Annotated in this window: 11 protein-coding genes; 10 read left to right on the forward strand and 1 reads right to left on the reverse strand. The window is 65.6% G+C overall.

Annotated elements, in window-relative coordinates; all coding sequences use genetic code 11:
* Positions 1-7 precede the first annotated feature (7 nt).
* Positions 8-2,071, reverse strand: coding sequence for a triacylglycerol lipase (locus tag M3I54_RS23140; protein ID WP_254340193.1), 2,064 nt, complete (start codon positions 2,069-2,071; stop codon positions 8-10).
* 211 nt (positions 2,072-2,282) lie between these two features.
* Here M3I54_RS23140 and M3I54_RS23145 point away from each other — a divergent pair, with 211 nt between their 5' ends.
* From M3I54_RS23145 to M3I54_RS23190, 10 genes are all read left to right on the forward strand, one after another.
* Positions 2,283-3,920 (forward strand): MFS transporter, encoded by a 1,638-nt coding sequence (locus tag M3I54_RS23145; RefSeq protein ID WP_254340195.1) that lies wholly within the window; start codon positions 2,283-2,285, stop codon positions 3,918-3,920.
* 551 nt (positions 3,921-4,471) lie between these two features.
* The gene (gene bcsD / locus M3I54_RS23150; RefSeq protein ID WP_254340197.1) at positions 4,472-4,891 is read left to right on the forward strand and encodes a cellulose biosynthesis protein BcsD; all 420 of its coding nucleotides are present in this window, start codon (positions 4,472-4,474) and stop codon (positions 4,889-4,891) included.
* Positions 4,892-4,988: 97 nt separating this feature from the next.
* Positions 4,989-5,420: a BcsR/BcsP family cellulose biosynthesis protein gene (gene bcsR, locus M3I54_RS23155; protein WP_254340199.1), complete on the forward strand. Its 432-nt coding sequence runs from the start codon at positions 4,989-4,991 to the stop codon at positions 5,418-5,420.
* Positions 5,417-7,660, forward strand: a complete 2,244-nt coding sequence (gene bcsA, locus M3I54_RS23160; RefSeq protein WP_254340201.1) for a UDP-forming cellulose synthase catalytic subunit — start codon at positions 5,417-5,419, stop codon at positions 7,658-7,660. The genes bcsR and bcsA overlap by 4 nt, the downstream gene beginning before the upstream one ends.
* A complete protein-coding gene (gene bcsB, locus M3I54_RS23165; RefSeq protein WP_254340203.1) occupies positions 7,657-10,026 on the forward strand; it encodes a cellulose biosynthesis cyclic di-GMP-binding regulatory protein BcsB in 2,370 nt (789 codons plus the stop codon). Before bcsA ends, bcsB (M3I54_RS23165) begins: the two co-directional genes overlap by 4 nt.
* A gap of 40 nt (positions 10,027-10,066) precedes the next feature.
* Complete coding sequence (gene bcsB, locus M3I54_RS23170) at positions 10,067-12,397, forward strand: cellulose biosynthesis cyclic di-GMP-binding regulatory protein BcsB (protein WP_254340205.1); 2,331 nt, start codon at positions 10,067-10,069, stop codon at positions 12,395-12,397.
* A 13-nt stretch (positions 12,398-12,410) separates the two neighbouring features.
* Positions 12,411-16,412: a cellulose biosynthesis protein BcsC gene (locus M3I54_RS23175; RefSeq protein ID WP_254340207.1), complete on the forward strand. Its 4,002-nt coding sequence runs from the start codon at positions 12,411-12,413 to the stop codon at positions 16,410-16,412.
* Positions 16,413-16,456: 44 nt separating this feature from the next.
* Positions 16,457-17,107: an SGNH/GDSL hydrolase family protein gene (locus M3I54_RS23180; RefSeq protein WP_254340209.1), complete on the forward strand. Its 651-nt coding sequence runs from the start codon at positions 16,457-16,459 to the stop codon at positions 17,105-17,107.
* A gap of 43 nt (positions 17,108-17,150) precedes the next feature.
* A complete protein-coding gene (locus M3I54_RS23185) occupies positions 17,151-17,867 on the forward strand; it encodes an alginate O-acetyltransferase AlgF (protein WP_254340211.1) in 717 nt (238 codons plus the stop codon).
* Positions 17,868-17,871: 4 nt separating this feature from the next.
* A complete protein-coding gene (locus tag M3I54_RS23190; protein ID WP_254340213.1) occupies positions 17,872-19,281 on the forward strand; it encodes an MBOAT family protein in 1,410 nt (469 codons plus the stop codon).
* Positions 19,282-19,284 lie beyond the last annotated feature (3 nt).

A 19,284-nucleotide genomic window follows, 5' to 3' on the forward strand; every position in this document is an offset into this window, starting at 1 on the left:
TGCCGGTTCAATTGGCGCTAATACGTGCGCAAGCACCATGGTTATCAAACACCTCGATATCCTCGTGCAGAATGCGCCGGATTTCGAAAATCGCCTCAGGTGTTTCCTGAACGCTATGTCCCGAAACGATCACCTTTTCGGAGAGCGCGCCGTCGAGGTGCGCGCTGCGATACGGGACGACCCCATCATCGGAATCCTCAAGCGGGCCCGTCTCACGGCGCCGCGCAATAATCGAGTGAAAGCACACCGTTGGGCTGATCGGCAGTCGTGAAATCGACTGGATGATCGGATCGGTCTCCCGCAACTGCTCAATGCTGTTGGGAACCGGGATGGTCTTGCCCGCCCGCTGGGTGCTATCCGCGTTGGTGGCGGTCTGCAGCATCTCGTCGATCTCCTTCAACAGCGTAAGCGGCAAGCGCACCAGGTTTGCGACCCAGCGAGAAAGGCGATTGCTCGCGAACGGCGTGCCGCGGTGCGGCGTGGCGATGAAGATCGCCCGCTCGACCTGTGGCATCGGCGTAAAGCGCAGCAGACGATTGAGCCGCTCATCCTCGCGCACGATGTCGATACCTTCGGGCAGGTACTTGTTCTGGATGGTTACCCACAGAACATCGTCGGAGGACGAGACGAGCAACCGCGCGAGCACACCGCCCATACTGTGCCCAATCAGCACCATACCGTTTGAAGCTGGCAGCTCGCCTGCGGGATCGAAATGCGCGAGCGTCAGTTGCACCGCCTGTCGTATTCTCGCGAGGTTCACGAGTATGGGCATGTTGGTCGGGTAGTAGACCTGCCAGACCTGGAAATGCTGCCGAAGCATTTCGTCGCCCTGAATGTCGTTGGCGACGTTGACCCATGCCTCGGGACTGCTGGCCAATCCGTGCAGCATCAGAACGATGCGCCGGTCCGGATCGAAGGGTTGCATCATGTAAATGCGTGGGCGATCGATGCCCCTCGTGCGGCCGAGCAGCGAACGCAAGGATTGCCTGGCAAAGCCGGAGCGGGCAAGCCAGATGCCGTAGCCCGCACTGAAGTTGGCCGCGAGCGGCACTGTCTCGCCGTTGAGTTCTACGCTCTCTACGCGAAACGGATCGTAGGCGGAGAACACCACGTCGTGCGAATCGAGCACCTGCTCGAGCGTGCCCTCGCCAAACGACAGCAGTGCGGTGACGTTCGGCGAAGGCATTTCATTGAACGGACGCGAGCCGGGTGCGAACCAGATGCTTGCGCGTGCGTTCGCATTCGCATTGTCCTCAGCCGTTGTCGCGGTGCCGGCTGTCGCGCTATTAGTCGCGCTGTCAGTCCTGGTGCTATCCGGGTCGGACTGGGCGGCCTGTGTGACCGCAACCAGATCCGCACCCAGGCCGTCCCGGCGATAGGTATTGTGGAGTCCCGCGAATGACAGTCCCGAGGCGGGAATGACTTCGCTGAGTTCGCGTACGCCCTCGGGGAGCCGGACCTCGCGCAGGTCGATATGAACGGTCCAGCCTGCTATGAACTGCTTCTCCGGGTCGCGATGGCTGGCGTTCGCTTCGGAGGTGCCGCGCAGAAACAGCGCACCGGCAAGCTCCTGGACCGCATAGTTGTAGTAGTCGCGAACCTGCGTCTGGCGGTCCTCGAATGCCCGTTCGCCAGCCGTGCGTTGGCCCAGGAACAGGAACGCGTAAGCGTATCGCGCTGTTTTGAGCCACGAATCGAATTGAGCGTCGGTCCAGGGGGTGCCAGCGGGCGGCGTTTGCTCAAGCGCCATCTGGAGCGATAACTCGGCGAGGCTGGCAAGGCGCTGTCCGGTATTGAGTCCGCCGACGGTTCCGATCGTGTCGATACACGCTTGCGGCGCGCTCTGGCACGAACTTTCGTCCAGGGCCGCAACCCGCAACGTGGCCCGTGTCGCTGCGCTCAACTGCCCGGTCGAGAGAATATCTCCCCGACGCATGGCAAAGTATTGCTGCGGGCCGAGCGAGTTCACGCGCACCATCGCGCAGCCGGATAGCAGCGCGGCAACAAGAAGGGCCAACACATTGGCCAGCAGCGGGCAACGCGACATGCGTGATGAGTAAGGGCGCGTCATGAAGGATCCAGGCCATTCGCGCGGTCGCGCACAAGCGTGTGGCGAAATGGGGGCCGTCGCAGCGCTGTGGCCGGCAGATCGATATATACCAGCCTGGTCTGGATCGCGTCCGCACGGTGATCCGCGGCCGGCCGAGATGCGGTCGCCCGGGTTGACTGGCGGCCCTGGCATCAACAGACTCTAGTCACGATCGATCCACGCGGGAGCGAACTTGGCCAACCCGGATCTTATTGAAAGCGAGCGGAAGGGCGCGCATGTCGTCTCCGTGCAGGCGAGCCCGTGCGACGAGCTCGTCATCCGCACGCAGCCCACCACAGTCGACCGTCCGTGCCGGCGCAAGCGTCTTGCGCTCGCTGCGACGATCCTGGGTTCGAGCATGGCGTTCATCGACGGCTCCGTCGTCAACGTCGCACTGCCGTCCATTCAGAGCGAACTCGGAGCGAGCGTCGCGGCGATGCAATGGGTCGTCAACGCGTATTTGCTTTTTCTCGGCTCCCTCGTGCTGGTCGGCGGGTCGATGGGGGACAAGCTTGGCCGCCGCACAGTGTTCATCGCGGGCATCGCGCTGTTTACGCTGGCGTCGGCGGCTTGCGGCCTGGCGCCGAATGCGGCTGCGCTGATCGCCGCGCGCGCGGTTCAAGGCATCGGCGCGGCGCTGCTCGTACCCAGCAGTCTCGCGATCATCGGCGCGGTGTTCGACGACGAAGCGCGTGGACGGGCGATCGGCACCTGGGCTGGCGTCGGCGCGATCACGTCGGCGGTGGGGCCCGTGGCGGGCGGCTGGCTCGTCGATGCATTTTCCTGGCGCGCGATCTTCTTCCTGAACGTCCCGCTAGCCGCGCTAACGATCGCGCTCGCCATTTCATCCGTGCCCAACAGCCACAGGCTCGATGCGCCCGGGCAGCTCGACTGGCCCGGCGCGCTGGCCGCGGCAGGGGGACTCGCCAGTCTGACTTTCGGCCTGACCCAGGCGTCGGCGCGAGGCTTTCAGCATCCGTTCGTATTGGGCGCAATGGGCGCCGGCGTGCTCGTGCTCGCCGCATTCGTGATGATCGAAGCACGCAGCGCTAACCCCATGATGCCGCTCGATGTGTTCCGTTCGCGCGACTTCACCGGCGCGAACCTCGTCACACTGCTCCTTTATTTCGGGCTGGGCGGCGCGTTCTTCTTCCTGCCGTTCACGCTGATCCGCGCGCATGGTTTCACCGCGACCGAAGCGGGCGCGGCGCTGTTGCCGGTGCCCGTCATCATCGGTTTGCTGTCGCGCTTCACCGGTGGGCTGACGAGCCGCTTTGGATCACGCGCCCTGTTGACCGTTGGCCCGGGCGTCGCCGGCATCGGGTTCACGCTACTGGCGTTGCCGTTCGTGCGCGGCAGCTATTGGACCGGATTCTTCCCTGCGCTCGCGGTGCTCGGGCTCGGCATGACGATTACCGTCGCGCCGCTCACCACGACCGTGATGGGCTCGGTGTCGAGCGAGCGCACCGGCGTCGCGTCCGGCATCAACAACGCCGTTGCGCGCGTGGCGAGCCTGCTGGCGGTGGCGGTGCTCGGCATCGTGTTCGTGTGGTCGCATGACGCAGCGCTCTCGGCGCGCCTCGACGCGTTGCACGTGCCGGTGGACGCACGCCAGAAGGGGCAACTGCTGGAGCCGGACGGGCAAGGCGGGATCGCATCGAACGGCGCCAACACGTCGCACGGGACGCTGGTGGCGCGTGCGCAAGCGGACGCCATGATCGACGCGCTGCGCGCCGTCGCCGTTGTGTCTGCCGCGTGCGCGTTCGCTGGAGCGGGTATTGCGGCGGCAGCCATACGGCCACGGCGATCAGCTGCAAACGTTTGCAGCTGATCGAATTGGCGGAAATTACACTTCGGCACGAATATTTCGAGAATCCAGGTGGGTTAATGCGCGCACGCCGAACATGCTTAGCAGTGCATCTAATGGTGCTATTCTTTCGACCGCGCGTTCGCGTCCGGACGGATGCTCATAAAAGATAATTCTGTTTGACCTCATACCCTGGCGTGCAGGGCAGATCACATTCAAAATGAAAACGACTGAATTCAAGTTTCGTATTCGGGGAAGCTGGCGATCTGGACTAGTGAATGCGGTGCCGCGTTAAATTAGCGCGCCCATTTTTACGCGCAAACGTTTTCGTATTTTATTTGTCGTGCAGACGTGACAAATCGAGCGCTGCAGACAAATTAAAAAATAAACCTGGCGAGAATCATACGTATAATCCGCCGCGCGCGTCAGTTGATCTCCCGTCCTTCCGGAATCACCCACAAAGATCGCCTGCGCTTAACGCCGGTCACTGCGCGAATGGTGACCATGGCCGCTTCTGCAAGTTCTGTTGACCCGATGCGCCTCCTTTCCGGGCGCATGAATAGGTGATGAATTCCATGCCAGCACCGCAATGGCGTCCGTTCCTGTCGTTCCTCACACAAGAGTTGACGCAGAACCTGACGCCCAGGTTTTTGACCCAGCTCATGCGTGCCGCGGGCGGGCAATTCGCGCGTCAATATGCGCTTGGTGAGGCGGGGACCGTGGCCGCGATGCGGGAGGCCATGAATCAGGTGTGGGGCGAGCTGGACTGGGGCCAGGTCGAGATACGCGAGGCTCAGGACTGGCTGGTGCTCACGCACTATTACGCGCCGCTCAAGGCCGTATTCGGCGCGGAGAATGTGGCGTGGGCCGCGGCGTTCCTCGAAGGGGCCTATGAAGCATGGATGCACCAGCTGGGCGCCGATTCGCAGTTGCGAATGACCACGGCAGGTCCTGCGGATGCGTCGGGAACGCTGGTTTTCCTGTTCGGTAAGTAGCGGTCAGCAGGTCGGCAGGTCAGTAAAAAAACACAAAACGTGCGGCGCGCATGACGCGCTTTGATGGACAGCACAACAAATACTACGGGGTCGGGGCATGAGCAGCGCATCGGACATTGCGAATCTTTTCGAGGTAGCGGACGCAAGCCCATCGCAGTACCAGGAAGTGGAAAGGGCGGAGCAGATGCAAGGTCTGCGTGGGCGCTGGTCCATGCTGCACGCGCAGGAGCCGGAGCCCGTCGCGCCAGTGGCGTTGGCGCAGAGCAACGCCACTGATTCGGCCGATGGTCCCATTACGACCGATGCGCCCGACACGACTGATTCGTCACCCGACGCGGTTTGCGCCACGCCTGCAACCGCGTCCGAACCTCCCCCGGCTGAGCAGGCCGCACCCGCACAGCCTGTCGTTCAACCCACGCCCGAGCCTGTCGTCGCTGTGCAGCAGTCTGCCGCGCTGACCAGTGTGTTTGCGCGCCTCATGGAACGCAATGAGCCTCGCGGCGAGGTTGCGCAGCGTGGGGCGCCATGATCGTCAAACAGAAATCGATGCGGCCGCAACGACAACCGGCCGGTGCGGTGCAAAGCGACGATGCCGGAGACTGGGACGACAAACTGCTGCAAGCGGGTGCGTCCCTGCTCGCGTCGCGCTGGTCGCGCGTACTCGTGACGCTGGCGGCCGTGCTGTTGTTCACGTCGGCCATGACGGTCCATCTGGCTTTGTCGAAGCAGTGGGTGTTCGCCATTCTGTGCATGAGCGTCGCGATCGCCCTGAGCCGCATTCGCGGCCGCGTCCTCACCGTGTCGCTGGTGGCGTTGTCGGTCTTCATGTCGCTGCGCTACCTGTACTGGCGCGTGACGCAGACCCTCTCCTTCACCAACTCGCTCGACAGGACCTTCGGCTATTTGCTGTTGCTGGCCGAAGGCTACGCGGTGCTCATGCTGTTGTGCAGCTACTTCCAGACGCTCTGGCCGCTGCATCGCCGGCCTGCGCCGCTGCCGGCCGATACGTCGGCCTGGCCCACGGTGGACGTCTACATCCCCACCTACAACGAGCCGCTCGAAGTCGTGCGGCAGTCGGTGCTGGCCGCGACGCTGCTCGACTGGCCGGCCGACAAGCTGCGCGTGTACCTGCTCGACGACGGCCGTCGTGACGAGTTCCGGGCATTCTGCGAGCAGGCCGGCGTGGATTATCTGACTCGCCCCGACAACACGCACGCCAAGGCGGGCAATCTCAACGCGGCGCTGGCGAAGACCCACGGCGAGTACATCGCCGTGTTCGACTGCGATCACGTCACCACGCGCTCGTTTCTGCAGATCTGCATGGGCTGGTTCCTGAAAGATCCGAAGATGGCCATGGTGCAGACGCCGCACGTGTTCTATTCGCCCGATCCGTTCGAGCGCAACCTCGAAACCTACCGCAAGGTGCCCAACGAGGGCGACCTGTTCTATGGCGTGCTGCAAAACGGCAACGATCTCTGGAATGCCGCGTTTTTCTGCGGTTCCTGCGCGGTGTTGCGACGTTCCGCGCTCGACGAGGTGGGCGGCGTGGCGACCGAAAGCGTCACGGAAGACGCGCTGACCGCGCTCAAGATGAGCATGAAGGGCTACAACACGGGCTATCTCGCCATTCCGCAGGCGGCGGGTCTGGCGACCGAAAGCCTGGGCCGCCACATCGGTCAGCGGATTCGCTGGGCGCGCGGCATGGCGGAGATCTTCCGCCAGTTCAACCCGCTGTTGATCTCGGGGCTGACGCTGCCGCAACGGCTGTGTTACCTCAGCGCGATGATGCACTTCTTCTTCGGCTTGCCGCGCATCGTGTTCCTGATCACGCCGATGGCCTATCTGTTCTTCGGCGCGCATGTCTTTCATGCGTCGGCGCTGATGGTGCTGGCCTATGCCGTGCCGCATCTCGTGATTTCGAGCATCGGCGCTTCGCGCATTCAAGGACGCTTCCGCCATTCGTTCTGGAGCGAGGTCTACGAAACGGTGCTGGCGTGGTACGTGATTCTGCCCGCGCTCCAGGCCGTGCTGTTTCCCGGCAGAAAAGGCTTCAACGTGACGTCCAAGGGCGGCGTGATCCGACAGTCCTTCCTGGATTGGGCGATGGCGCGGCCCTACATCGGCCTGTTGCTCATCAACCTCGCCGGGTTCGCGGTGGGGGTGACCGGTCTGATCCGCAGTCCCGGCTGGCCCGAGGCGATGAGCATTTTGTTCAACCTGATCTGGGTGATCTACAACGTCATGAACCTGAGCGCGGCGGCAGGCGTGGCGTCCGAGTCGAGGCAACTGCGCCTCATGCCGCGCGTGCAGATCGAGTTGCCGGCCGCCATCCGTCTGGCCGACGGGCGTCGCGTCGTCTGCCAGACCAGCGACTATTCGCACGGCGGCCTCGGACTGGTGCTGCCCGAGGACGCGCCGCTGCCGCAGCGCGGCGAGCGCGTCGTGGTCTCGGTGTTCCGCGACGACTACGAGGGCAAGTTCCCCGCCGAGGTCCAGGTGTGCCGCGGGCGCACCGTGGGCGTGAGTTTCCCGGCCCTGACGATCGATCAGGAACGCGACCTGATGCGCGTGACGTTCTCGCGCGCCGACAGCTGGATTGCTTCCTGGGGCCGCTATCGTCGCGACCGGCCGTTGCGCAGCCTGCTCGAGGTGCTCGGCGTCGGCATGCGCGGCCTGAAGGAGTTGTTCCGGCATCTGCTGATGGGCTCGCGAGAACGTCTCGCGCGTTCGGCCGAGGCGCAGGCGGGCGAGTTGGGATCGAAGTCGTGAGTCGCGCCTATCTGTTGCCTTTGCGCGCCCTCGCGTGCACGCGCCGGTTGGCGCCGCGGTTGGGTTCGGTGCTCGCCGTGCTCGCGCTCGGCGCCAACGTTGCGCTCGCCGCGAGTGCGCCGCCCATCGCGCGAGCCGCATCCGCGCCGTCGTTTGCGTCGCAGGCCGTGACGGCCGAAGCGCCTTCATCAGCGCAGCCGCAGCCCGCTACCGACTCTGGCGATACCTATACCTATCGCATCCCGCTGCTGCGGCAAAGCGCTGCGCAAGGGCTGACGTTGCTCGGCGAGGACGCCTATGGCGGCATGGACTTCGGTGTGCGCCGTGACGAGCGCGTGGTCGGCGCGCGGCTCGTGCTGGACTACCGCTATTCGCCCACGTTGCTCCCCGCGCTCTCGCACCTCAATGTGCTGCTCAACAGTGTGGTGGGGGCGACGATTGCGTTGCCAGAACCTGCGCCGCGCACGTCGACGCAGGTGACAGTGGATTTGCCGGTGTCGCTGCTCACCGAGTTCAATCACCTCAACCTCGAACTGATTGCTCATAGCAAGGCCAGCGATCAAGGCAACGATCCGCTGAGTCCCGACCTGTGGCTGAAAGCCGGCCCGAATAGCGCGCTCGAACTGACCGTGGCGCCGGCGGCGCTCGCGAGCGACCTGTCGCAATTGCCCGCGCCGTTCGTCGACGGGCGCGACGTGCGCAGGGTGAAACTGCCCGTCGTGCTGCCGCGCGCGCCGGGCGCGAGGCGCCTCGAATCCGCGGGGATCGTGGCCTCGTGGCTGGGCGCGCAGGCGGGCTATCGCGGCTCGCACTTTGCCGCGAGTCTCGGCGCGCTGCCCGCACATGGCCATGCCGTCGTGCTGGCGCTGCGCGACGAGTTGCCGGTGCTGGGCCTGGCCCCGCTCGCGATCGATGGTCCGACGCTGGCGATCGTGCCCAACCCCAACGACCCCAGCGGCAAGCTGCTCCTGGTCACGGGCCGCGACGAGCCGCAACTGCGCACGGCGGCGCTGGCGCTGGTGCTGGGCGCGAAGACGCTCGCAGGGCCACAGGTCCGCATCGACGGTCAGGTTTCGGCAGCGCCGCGCAAGCCCTTCGACGCACCGAACTGGTTGCCGGGCGACCGCCCGGTGGAACTGGGCGAACTGTTGCCAGCGGACCGGTTCACGATCCAGGGTTTCCGCCCCGGCGCGATCGATGTGGACCTGCGCCTGCCGCCGGGCTTGTTCGGTTTCAACAACAGCGGCGCGGTGCTGAATCTGCGTTATCGCTATACGGCGCGCCCCGAGTCGACTCATTCGGCGCTGCACGTGCTGGCAGGCAATACGCCGATCGCGGCGTTGCCGCTACCCGGAGACGCATCGGACGGCCATGCCTTGGTTCGGATTCCGACGTATCTGCTGCCGCCGTTGACGACGCTGCAATTCGACTATCGCTACGAGTCGGTCAAGACGAAGGACCACTGGCAGGACGTGCCCGGCGGCCCGCTGCTGAGCGCCATCGATCCGACTTCGACGATCGATATTTCGCAGTTGCCGCGTTACACGGCCATGCCGGATCTGGGCGCGTTCGCCAACGCGGGCTTTCCGTTTACGCGCCTCGCCGATCTGTCCGAAACCGCGGTGATTCTGCCCACGCAGCCGGCCGCGGACGACTACTCCGCGTATCTGACGCTGATGGGCAGCATGGGTCAGGCCACCGGTTATCCGGTTCTGGGCGTGACGGTGGGCAATCCGGCCCAAGTCGAAACGCTGCGGCAAAAGGACTTGCTCGTGCTGGCGTCGGGCGACAACCAACCTGTGCTCAAGACGTGGCGCAGCGATTTGCCGCGCGGGTTCTTCACTCCGGCGGCGGCGTCGGGCAACGGGCTCGCCGGGTGGTGGGACAAGCTAACCGGCGGCCAGACACAAGCCAGGCGCGAAGCCGACATCGCCGCGCTCTATCGCAGCGACGACCATGACGGCATGGTGGCCGGTCTCGAGTCGCCGCTGGCGCATGGCCGCAGCGTGGTGGTCGTATCGGGCAATACGCCGGGTGGCCTCAGTGCGGTCGTGGACGCGCTGCAAGCCCGCCACTACCGTGCCGACGACACGATAGGCGGCAGCCTCGTGGTCGTGAATGACGGCATCCTCACCACGCTGAACAAGGATCAGAGCTATTTCATCGGGTCCTTGCCGCTTCGGCTCGCCATCGAGTGGTTCTTCGCGAGTCACATTCTGCTGCTGCTCGTGGCGACGCTCGTCAGCGTCGTGCTCATCGGTTTGCTCGGCGGCGTACTCCTGCATCGGCGCGCCCTGAGCCGCCTGAATCTGGACATTCCCCAGACATCGCAACGTGAAGAAGGACGACGAGGTTCTCATGTTTAAAAGACGGCCTGCTATTTCCCGGGCACGCCTCGCGCGTTGCATGACCGTACGGCCGGTATTGCGGGCGTTGCCTGCACTGCTGCTCGGCTGCACCTTCGTCTTGACGGCGCACGCCCAGGCCGCGGCAAGCGGCAATGGCGCAAACAACGCGCAGGCGCAGCCCGCTGCGGCTACGGCGGCGTCGTCAACGACCGTGACCTGGTCGTTGCGGCAATTGGGTGCGCAATACGCGCTCAACCTGCGCGGTGTCGACGGCAGCAACACGGTGCCGGTCGGCGTGCGCGACGATCAGGTGGTGAGCGGTGCGCGCCTGAATCTGCGCTACGCCTATTCGCCGGCGCTGCTGCCCGATCTCTCGCACATCAACGTGCTGGTCAACGATCAGGTGGCGGCCTCGATCGCGGTGCCGAAGGACACGGCCGGCTCGAGCCTGCAGCGCACGATCGCGCTGCCGGCGTATCTGTTCACCTCGAACAGCAAGTTGCGTCTGCAACTGATCGGCCACTACACCACGCAGTGCGAGGACCCGCTGCATTCGAGCCTGTGGGCCAACATCAGCAACGAAAGCACGCTGAGCATCGACACGCAGCCGCTGCCGCAGGCCAACGATCTGGCGCGCTTGCCCAAGCCGTTCTTCGACGGCCAGGACATCCGCCGGCTGAACCTGCCGGTCGTGTTCGCGCGCAATCCCGATACGGCCGCGCTGGAGGCCGCAGGCGCCGTGTCGTCGTGGTTCGGCGCGCTGGCCAGCTATCGCGGCGCGGACTTCCCGGTGTCGCTCTCCGCCGTGCCCGCGCAGGGCGACGCGGTTGTCATCGTCGAAGGTACGGAGCAGGCGGCGCTCGCTGGGGCCCCGCTGCAAGGTCCTACGCTCGCCATCGTCAGCAACCCGAACGATCCCAACGGCAAGCTGCTGCTCGTCATGGGCCGCGACGGCAAGGAACTCAAGCAGGCGGCCGACGCGCTGGTCACGGGCAGCCAGACGCTGTCGGGCTCGAGCGCGCTCATCACGCATTTCGCCGATCTCGCGCCGCGCAAGCCCTACGACGCACCGCGCTGGCTGCGCACCGACCGCCCCGTGTCGTTCGGTGAACTGATCGACACCAAGCAGTTGAGCGTGTCGGGCTACAGCCCAGACCTTATCCGCATCAATACGCGCGTGCCGCCCGACCTGTTCGGCTGGCACGCGCCCAACGTGCCGATCGACCTGCATTACCGCTACACGCCGCAGCCTTACATGGTCAATTCGTCGCTGCTGTTCAGCGTCAGTGATCAGTTCATGAAGTCGATTCCGCTGCTGCCGCTCGAGCGCCTCGAAGGCGGCGACAAGCTGCGCGCCGAAGTGCTGCCCGACAGCAGCCTGCCGCGTCGGGCGAAACTGGAAGTGCCGCTGGAGACGCTCCTGCAGCCGAACACGCAGCTCCAGTTCCGCTACATGTACGACTACATCAAGCAGGGCGAGTGCCGGGACATCATCATCGACAACGTGCGCGGCGCGATCGATCCCGAATCGACGATCGATCTGTCGACGTATCCGCACTACATCGCGATGCCGAATCTGGCCGCGTTCGCCCAGGCGGGTTTCCCGTTCACGCGCATGGCCGATCTGTCCGACACGGACGTCGTTCTCGGCGCCAATGCGGGGCCGCAGGAGTACAGCACGTATCTGGCCGTGATGGGCCGCATGGGCGACTCGACCGGCTATCCGGCGCGCGGCGTCACCGTGCTGCGTGGCCAGCGCATCGACGCCATGCCAACGGCGAAGGATCTGCTCGTGATCGCCTCGGGCGCCGATCAAGCCTGGCTCAAGGACTGGGCGCCGTACATGCCCGCGGCGTACGACCACGGCGCGCAGTTCTCGCTCTCGGATCTGCCGGGCCGCGTGCGTGGGTGGTTCCACTCCAATCCGCGTCTGGACGCGGCACCCGGGCGCCTGTCGCTCGCCTGGACGGGGCCGGGCGTAAGCGCCGTGCTGGCGGGGTTCGAGTCGCCGAAGGAGAAGGGCCGCAGCGTGGTCATGCTGGTCAGCAATCAACCGGACGGGCTGAAGGATGCGGTCTCGGCGCTCCTGGGCGTGCCGAACTACGACAAGCAGCCCATCCAGGGCAGCCTCGTGTCGATCCGCGGCAACGAAGTCGATGCGCTCGTGGGCGAGCACACGTACTACGTCGGGCATCTGGGTCTCTGGCGCGGCCTCGACTGGTGGCTGGCTTCGTTCGGTGTGTCGCTGGCCTCGCTGCTGAAGGCGCTCGGTGTCGTCGCACTCGTGCTGCTGGCGGCGGGTGGGTTCGTGGTCTTGCGGCGCCGTCAGGCGCGGCGCGATGCCGAAGCCGAGGCACGGCTGCGCGCCAGGCAGCACGCGCAACAATAATCAGGAAACCTTCATGTTAGTCAGCCGCAGCCAGGCCTGTGTTCTGGGTTTGTTGCTCACCTCGGTCAGCCACCCCGCGTGGGCGCAGGACGCCAGCTCCAGAATGCTGCTCGAGCAGGGCCGCTATTGGCAGGCGCATGACAAGCCCGATCTGGCCGCGCAGTCCTGGTCGAAACTGCTGCTGACCGACCCGAAGCAGCCCGAAGGCCTCTATGGCATGGGGTCGATCGCCGTGGGCAAGAAGCAGTTTTCGGTCGCCAGCGACTATCTGGCGAAGCTGCGCGCCGCTGCGCCCGACAGCCGCTTCGTGCCGCTGCTCGAGCAGGACTTGCGCCTTGCCATGGAACCCGGCAAGGCCACGGTCGCCCGGGCGCGCCAGATGGCGCAGGACGCCGTCAACCAGAACGACCCGAAAGCGCTGACGGCCGCGATCGCGCAATACGACAAGGCATTGGGCGGACGGGCCCCGCAGGGCAGTGTGGCGCGCGAGTACTACACCTACCTCGGCTATACGGATGGCGGCGTGGATCCCGCCATTCAGGGCTTGACGCGCCTGAACGCCGAGACGCCCAACGATCCGTACACCCTGTTGGCGCTGGCCCAGCATCAGGTGCGCGACGAACGCGATCGTGCGGCTGGCGTCGCCTTGCTGGAAAAACTGGCCGCGCGCCCGGACATCGGCGGCGCGGCCACGGAAGCCTGGCGCTCCGTGTTGACCTGGGTCACGCCTACGCCGAAGAACAAGTCGTGGTTCGAGGACTATCTGAAGCTGCATCCCGATGACGATGAAATTCGCCATCAGATGCTGTCGCCGCGCGCGGCAGGCGCCGCCGCCGTGCCCGTCATGGACCCGCGCCTGACGCGCGGCTTCGCGGCGTTCAAGGCGGGCGACATCACGACCGCCGAACAATCCTTCACCGATGTGCTGCGCGACAAACCCAACGACACCGACGCGCTCGGCGGCCTGGGTCTGGTGCGCATGCAACAGGGGGATCTGGCGCAGGCGCAGACGCTGCTCGCGCGTGCAGTCGCGCGTCCGGGCGCCGGAGCCAACTGGAACAAGGCGCTCGCTTCGGCGCGCTACTGGCTGCTGGTGAATCAGGCCGAAGGCGCGCAAAGCGTGAGCGACTACGCAACCGCGCGCAGCAAGCTCGACCAGGCGCTGCGCATGGACCCCGCGGAGCCGGGCGGCCTCAATGCATCGGCCCGGCTGTATGCGGCGCAGGGCGATCTGACCCGCGCCGAAAAGGTCTACCGCGAGGTGCTGGCGGCACACCCGAACAACCGCGAGGCGGTGAGCGGGCTCGTCGATATCCTGGCCGCAACGGGGCGCGCCGACGAGGCCCAGAAGTGGGTCGATGGCATGTCGCCCGAGCAGCAGGCGGGCATCGGCGGCCTCGATCGGCTGCGTGCCGCCGTCGCCTCGGGCCGCGCCGACGCCGCCGAGCAGCGCGGCGATCTGGACGCCGCGCGACATATTCTCGAAGACGCGCAGCGCCGCGATCCCGACAATCCGTGGATCCGTCTGGAACTGGCGCGCTACGAGCTGCGGCAGGGCCATGCCGACGAGGCGAGGGAACTCGTCGACGGCCTGCTCGCCTCGAACCCCGACAATCCCGACGCCCTCTACGCGAGCGCGCTGCTGGCCATGCAGATGGGCGACTGGACGCGCGCGCAGGACACGATGGCGCGCATTCCCGCTGCCGCGCGTACGCCGAACATGGTTGCGACCGCGCAGCAGATCGACTTCCAGGCGGTGGCGGCGCAAGCCTCGCAACTGGCGCGCGACGGCAATCTGGACGACGCGCGCAATATGCTGGCGCGGCTCGAAGCGTCGGCGGGCAAGGACCCGGCGCGGGTGAGCGCGCTCGCCCAGGCCTATGTCGACGCTGGGAATCTGCCGCGCGCCATGGCCTTGATGCATGGGCTGATGCCGGGCGGCCTGAAGGGCAGTGGTCCCGATGTGCAACTGGCCTATGCGGGCCTGCTGCTCAAGACCGGCCAGAACGTTCAGGCACAGGACGTGATCCGCGGGTTGCAGGGCGAGACGCTGACCGCAGACCAGCGGCGGCAACTGGATGATCTGAATTACCTCTACGCCGTACGCCTCGCCGAGCAGCAACGCCAGCAAGGCGATCTTGCGCAGGCCTACGACACGCTCGCGCCGGTTCTCGCGAAGCGGCCCAACGACAGCCTGGCCAACGCCGCGCTGGCGCGCATGTATGCGGCCGACGGCCAGTACAGCAAGGCACTGTCGCTCTATCGGAAGGCGCTCGCGAACGACCCCGACAACCCCGGTCTGGAGCTGGGCGTGGCGATGACGGCGGTGCAGGCCGGCGAGGGCGGCGTGGCGGACGCCGCCTTGAAACTGGCCGTTGCGAAGGCGCCGAACGATCCGGACGTGCTGGCGGGCGCCGCGCGCATCTACGTCATGCAGGGCAAGACCCGCGAGGCGCAGTCGCTGCTGGTGACGGCCATCGCCGCCAAGGAAAAGCGGCTCGGCGTGCAGGCGCAAGGCGTCCACGTGGCGGGCAATCCCTTCGTGCACGACGACGATCGCCGCCGCCGTGCGGCTCGCGAGAAGCGCCAGCCGGCTGCCAATGCGTTTGCCGCGCAGGGCACAGCAGGCGCTGCCACTGATGGCGTGCTCGCGAACGACGCGGGAACGGCTTCTGGTCTCGCGTCTGCAACGACGTCGAAGGCGGCGCGTGCGTCCGCGCTGCCTTCCGTGGCCGGCACGCCGATCGGCGAGCAGACGCCGCAGGACGCGGCGGCCACGAGCGCGCCTCAGGAGGGCGCCATCTCGCTCGACGACATGCGCAACGAACTCGACGATATCCGCTCGGAGCGCTCAGCGGAAATTCGCGGTGGCCTGTTCGTCTCGTCGAACAACAGCGCCGGCGGGACCTCGCAATTGACGAATGTGCAGCAGCCGCTGGAAGCCTTGCTGCCGGTCGGCAACGGCAAGCTGTCGCTGCGCGTGACGCCGGTGGAGCTCGAGGGCGGCACGCTTGGCACCGACGTCTACAGCAGCAGCCAGTTCGGCGGCGGCCCGGTCGCGGCGCAGGCGCAGAAAGACGGCACGGTCGCTGCGCCCGGCGCGCAGAGCGCCCATGGCGTCGGTCTGGGCGTGGGCTACGAGACGCGCAAGTGGGCGTTCGACATCGGCACGACGCCTCTGGGTTTCCAGTACACCAATGTCGTCGGCGGCGTGTCGTTCAAGAGCGCCATCGATGCGAAAGCGGGCAGCTGGTTCAACGCGGGCGTGTCGCGCCGTGCCGTGATCGACAGCATCACGTCGTTCGCCGGCTCGACCGACGCGCGCTCGGGGCTGCGCTGGGGCGGCGTGACCGCCACGGGGCTGCATGGCGCGATCGGCCTCGACAACCAGGAATACGGCTTCTACGGCTACGGTTCCGTGAAGTACCTGGACGGCTATAGCGTCCAGTCCAACGAGGGCGCCGAGGTCGGCGCGGGCACGTACTGGTACCTGCTTCGCAGCGCCAGCAACATGCTGACCATCGGCATGAATGTGAGCGGCGAGTTCTACCGCCACGACCAAAACAACTTCACCTACGGCAACGGCGGCTATTTCAGTCCGCAGCGCTTTTATGCGTTCACCGTGCCCATCACGTGGTCGCAGCGCTCGGATCGCTGGACCTACAAGCTGCAAGGGTCGGCAGGTTTGCAGTACTACCACGAGGCCGGCGCGCCGTACTTCCCGACCGACAGCACGCTGCAGGCGGCCGCCGCCACGGCAGCGACGTCGCTTGGCTTGAGCGACGGCGCGGTCCATCCCGCGCAGTCGAAGACCGGCATCGGCTACAACCTGCTGGCCGCGGCCGAATACCGCTTCAGCAATCACCTCACGGGCGGCGCATCGGTAGGCGCCAACAACGCGTCCAGCTACCGCCAGTGGGTGGCTGGGCTGTATCTGCGCTTTAGTTTCGCACCGCAGACGAAGTCGCTGGATATGCCGGTCATGCCTTACCAGTCGCATTACAACGATCAGTAGCCCGATCGATCGGAGATCGATCGTTTTTCAGGAGTTTTACGTTCATGCTTGCTTCCGTACTTGCAGGTCTCAGCATTCTCATGATTGGCGATAGCCATCTGAGCGAGCCGGGTTATCTCATCGACACGTTTCAGGACCAGCTGATCGCCGCTGGTGCACAGGTGCATACCTACGGGGTGTGCGGCAGTGCGCCAGGCGACTGGGTGAAGTCGGTGCCGGGCACCTGCGGCGGAGCCACGCGTAACGGCAAGTCGCCGCTCGTCGTCGATCACAGCGCGAAGACGCAGCCGATCGATCAACTGATCGCCGCGAACAAGGCCAACCTCGTCATCATCGTCGAAGGCGACACCATCGGCGGATACGGCAAGGACGAATTTCCCAAGAGCTGGGTGTGGCAGCAGGTCACGGCGCTCACGCACGATCTGGCCGCGAGCAAGACTGCGTGCGTCTGGGTCGGGCCGGCCTGGGGCACGGAGGGCGGTAAGTACCAGAAGACCTTTGCGCGCGTGAAGCAGCTCTCGTCGTTCCTTGCCACCAATGTCGCGCCGTGCCAATACATCGACTCGCTCGCATTTTCGAAGCCGGGCGAATGGGCAACGGTCGACGGTCAGCATTTGACGACGACCGGCTACAAGAACTGGGGCGCGGACATCATGAAGGCGCTGGTCAAGCTGCCGGTCGTACAACAAAAGTAAGGCGCCGCCGCCGTTTCGTCACATCGAAAGTCCGAGAAAAACAATGAAGAACGTCCTTTCCCAGCCGTTGCGCATCGTCCTTCGCAGCCTCGCGCTGTCCGGCTTCGTGCTGGCCGCGCAGTTTGCTATTCAACCGGCCACGGCCGCCGATATCCCGCTGTACCCGACCGGTCCCGCGGAGGATTCGTCGTTCGTGCGTTTCGTCGATGGCGGATCGCATCCTGTGGACGTGACCTCGGCAGGTTCGAAAGCGCGTCTGACGCTCGATGCCGCGAGCCCGGCCAGCCACTTCTTTCCGATCACCGCGGGCAAACCCGTGGCCGGTACGTTGACGGCCGGCGGCGCGCACCAGGATGTCAGCGCGACCGTGAAGCCCGGCGAGTTCGTCAGCATCGTTGCGCTCGACGGCGCGGAAAAGGGCGCGCGTTCGCAGGTCGTGACGGTCCGCGAAAAGCCGGACGACTTCAACGCGCTCAAAGCCTCGGTGGGCTTTTACAACCTCGATGCGCACTGCGCGACGCCCACGCTGAAAGTGCCGGGCCGCGACATCGTGCTGCTCGACGGCGTGGCCGCGCGGCAGAGCAAGCGCCGGCAAGTCAACCCGGTCGCGTTGTCGGTGCAACTCGCCTGCGGCGGCCAGCCGGTGGGTCAGCCGCTGAATCTGGGCACGCTCGTGGCGGGACAGCGTTACACGGTGTTTCTCGTGCCGGCCGGGGCACAGTCGCGCATCTTCTTCGCGAACGACGCGGTGAGCCGCTGATCGCATGGTTTTCGCGTCCCTCGAATTCCTGACGCTGTTTCTGCCGGCCTTCCTCGCGATCTACGTCGTGTCGCCGGCGCGCTGGCGCAACGGCGTGCTGCTCTTTTGCAGCTGGTTCTTCTACGCCTGGTGGAGCCCGGTCTTTCTGCTGCTGTTCATCGCGCTGACCTTCTGCGGGTGGTTCGGGGGCGTGGTCATCGACCGCGCGCCGAGCCCGCGTGCGCGGGGCGGATGGCTCGCGGTCTTCATCGTCGTGAACGTCGCGATTCTGTGCTGGTACAAGTACGCCAACATCGTGGTCGATAGCCTCGACAATGTGCTGGCGGCAGGCCATGTGGGGCCGCTTCCCTGGCAACACGTCGTGTTGCCCATTGGACTGTCCTTCATCGTGCTGCAATCCATCTCGTACCTGATCGACGTGCAGCGCGGCACGGTCCCGGCCGACCGCAGCGTGATCCGCTATGGGGCCTATCAGGGAATGTTCGTACACCTGATCGCCGGGCCGATCATTCGCTATGCGTGGGTCAAGCGCGAGCTGGTGTCGCGCACGGTCGACTGGGACGCGTTTGCGGCGGGAGCGCGGCGCCTCATGGTGGGGATGAGCATGAAGGTGCTCGTGGCCGACACGCTGTCGCCCATCGTCGATGCGGTCTTCGGCATGCATGCGCCCACGCTGGCGGACGCGTGGCTCGGTTGCGGCTTCTATACGCTGCAGCTTTTCTTCGATTTCGCGGGCTATAGCGCCATGGCCATCGGGCTGGGGCAGATGCTGGGCTTTCGCTTCCCCGAGAACTTCGACCATCCGTACCTCGCCAGCAGCATTCAGGACTTCTGGCGTCGCTGGCACTTGTCGCTGTCGAGCTGGATTCGCGATTACCTGTACATCCCGCTAGGCGGCAACCGCGATGGCGAGTGGCAAACCTCCCGAAACCTGCTGCTGACCATGGCCATCGCGGGCCTGTGGCACGGCGGAGATAGCTGGAACTTCCTGCTGTGGGGTATCGCTCACGGTGTGGCGCTGATGGTTGCGCGCCTCTGGCGGCGCGTCGGCATGCGCGCCGTGCCGCTCGGGTTGTCGCACGTGCTGACGCTCGTTTTCGTCATGCTCGCGTGGACGCTATTCCGCGCGGTGGGTTTTCATGCCGCGCTCGCCATGTACCGTGGCCAGTTCGGCTTGAACGGAATCGGCTTGAGCGACGCCACGATCGTGCTGCTGCGGCCCGTGCATGGGCTGGCCGCCGCGCTGGGCATCGTCTGTGTGCTGCTGCCGATCTGGGAATCGCGCTGGGGCCGCCTGGCAGACACGGCGCCGGGCCGGTTGTGGCAGGCCGTGTGGCCGCTCGCGGGCTTTCTGCTGTCGTTCGGGTTGATCGTCGCGCGCGGCGCGGTGCCTTTCCTTTACTTCCAGTTCTAACGC

The sequence above is a fragment of the Paraburkholderia sp. CNPSo 3274 genome (genome assembly GCF_024206475.1).
GTDB lineage: Bacteria > Pseudomonadota > Gammaproteobacteria > Burkholderiales > Burkholderiaceae > Paraburkholderia.

What these genes read in the sequence shown, in the direction of transcription:
- M3I54_RS23140 (WP_254340193.1), bottom strand. Translation starts at nt 2,071, where the DNA reads ATGACGCGCCCTTACTCATCACGCATGTCGCGTTGCCCGCTGCTGGCC.
- bcsD (WP_254340197.1), top strand. Translation starts at nt 4,472, where the DNA reads ATGCCAGCACCGCAATGGCGTCCGTTCCTGTCGTTCCTCACACAAGAG.
- bcsR (WP_254340199.1), top strand. Translation starts at nt 4,989, where the DNA reads ATGAGCAGCGCATCGGACATTGCGAATCTTTTCGAGGTAGCGGACGCA.
- bcsA (WP_254340201.1), top strand. Translation starts at nt 5,417, where the DNA reads ATGATCGTCAAACAGAAATCGATGCGGCCGCAACGACAACCGGCCGGT.
- bcsB (WP_254340205.1), top strand. Translation starts at nt 10,067, where the DNA reads ATGACCGTACGGCCGGTATTGCGGGCGTTGCCTGCACTGCTGCTCGGC.
- M3I54_RS23175 (WP_254340207.1), top strand. Translation starts at nt 12,411, where the DNA reads ATGTTAGTCAGCCGCAGCCAGGCCTGTGTTCTGGGTTTGTTGCTCACC.
- M3I54_RS23180 (WP_254340209.1), top strand. Translation starts at nt 16,457, where the DNA reads ATGCTTGCTTCCGTACTTGCAGGTCTCAGCATTCTCATGATTGGCGAT.
- M3I54_RS23185 (WP_254340211.1), top strand. Translation starts at nt 17,151, where the DNA reads ATGAAGAACGTCCTTTCCCAGCCGTTGCGCATCGTCCTTCGCAGCCTC.
- M3I54_RS23190 (WP_254340213.1), top strand. Translation starts at nt 17,872, where the DNA reads ATGGTTTTCGCGTCCCTCGAATTCCTGACGCTGTTTCTGCCGGCCTTC.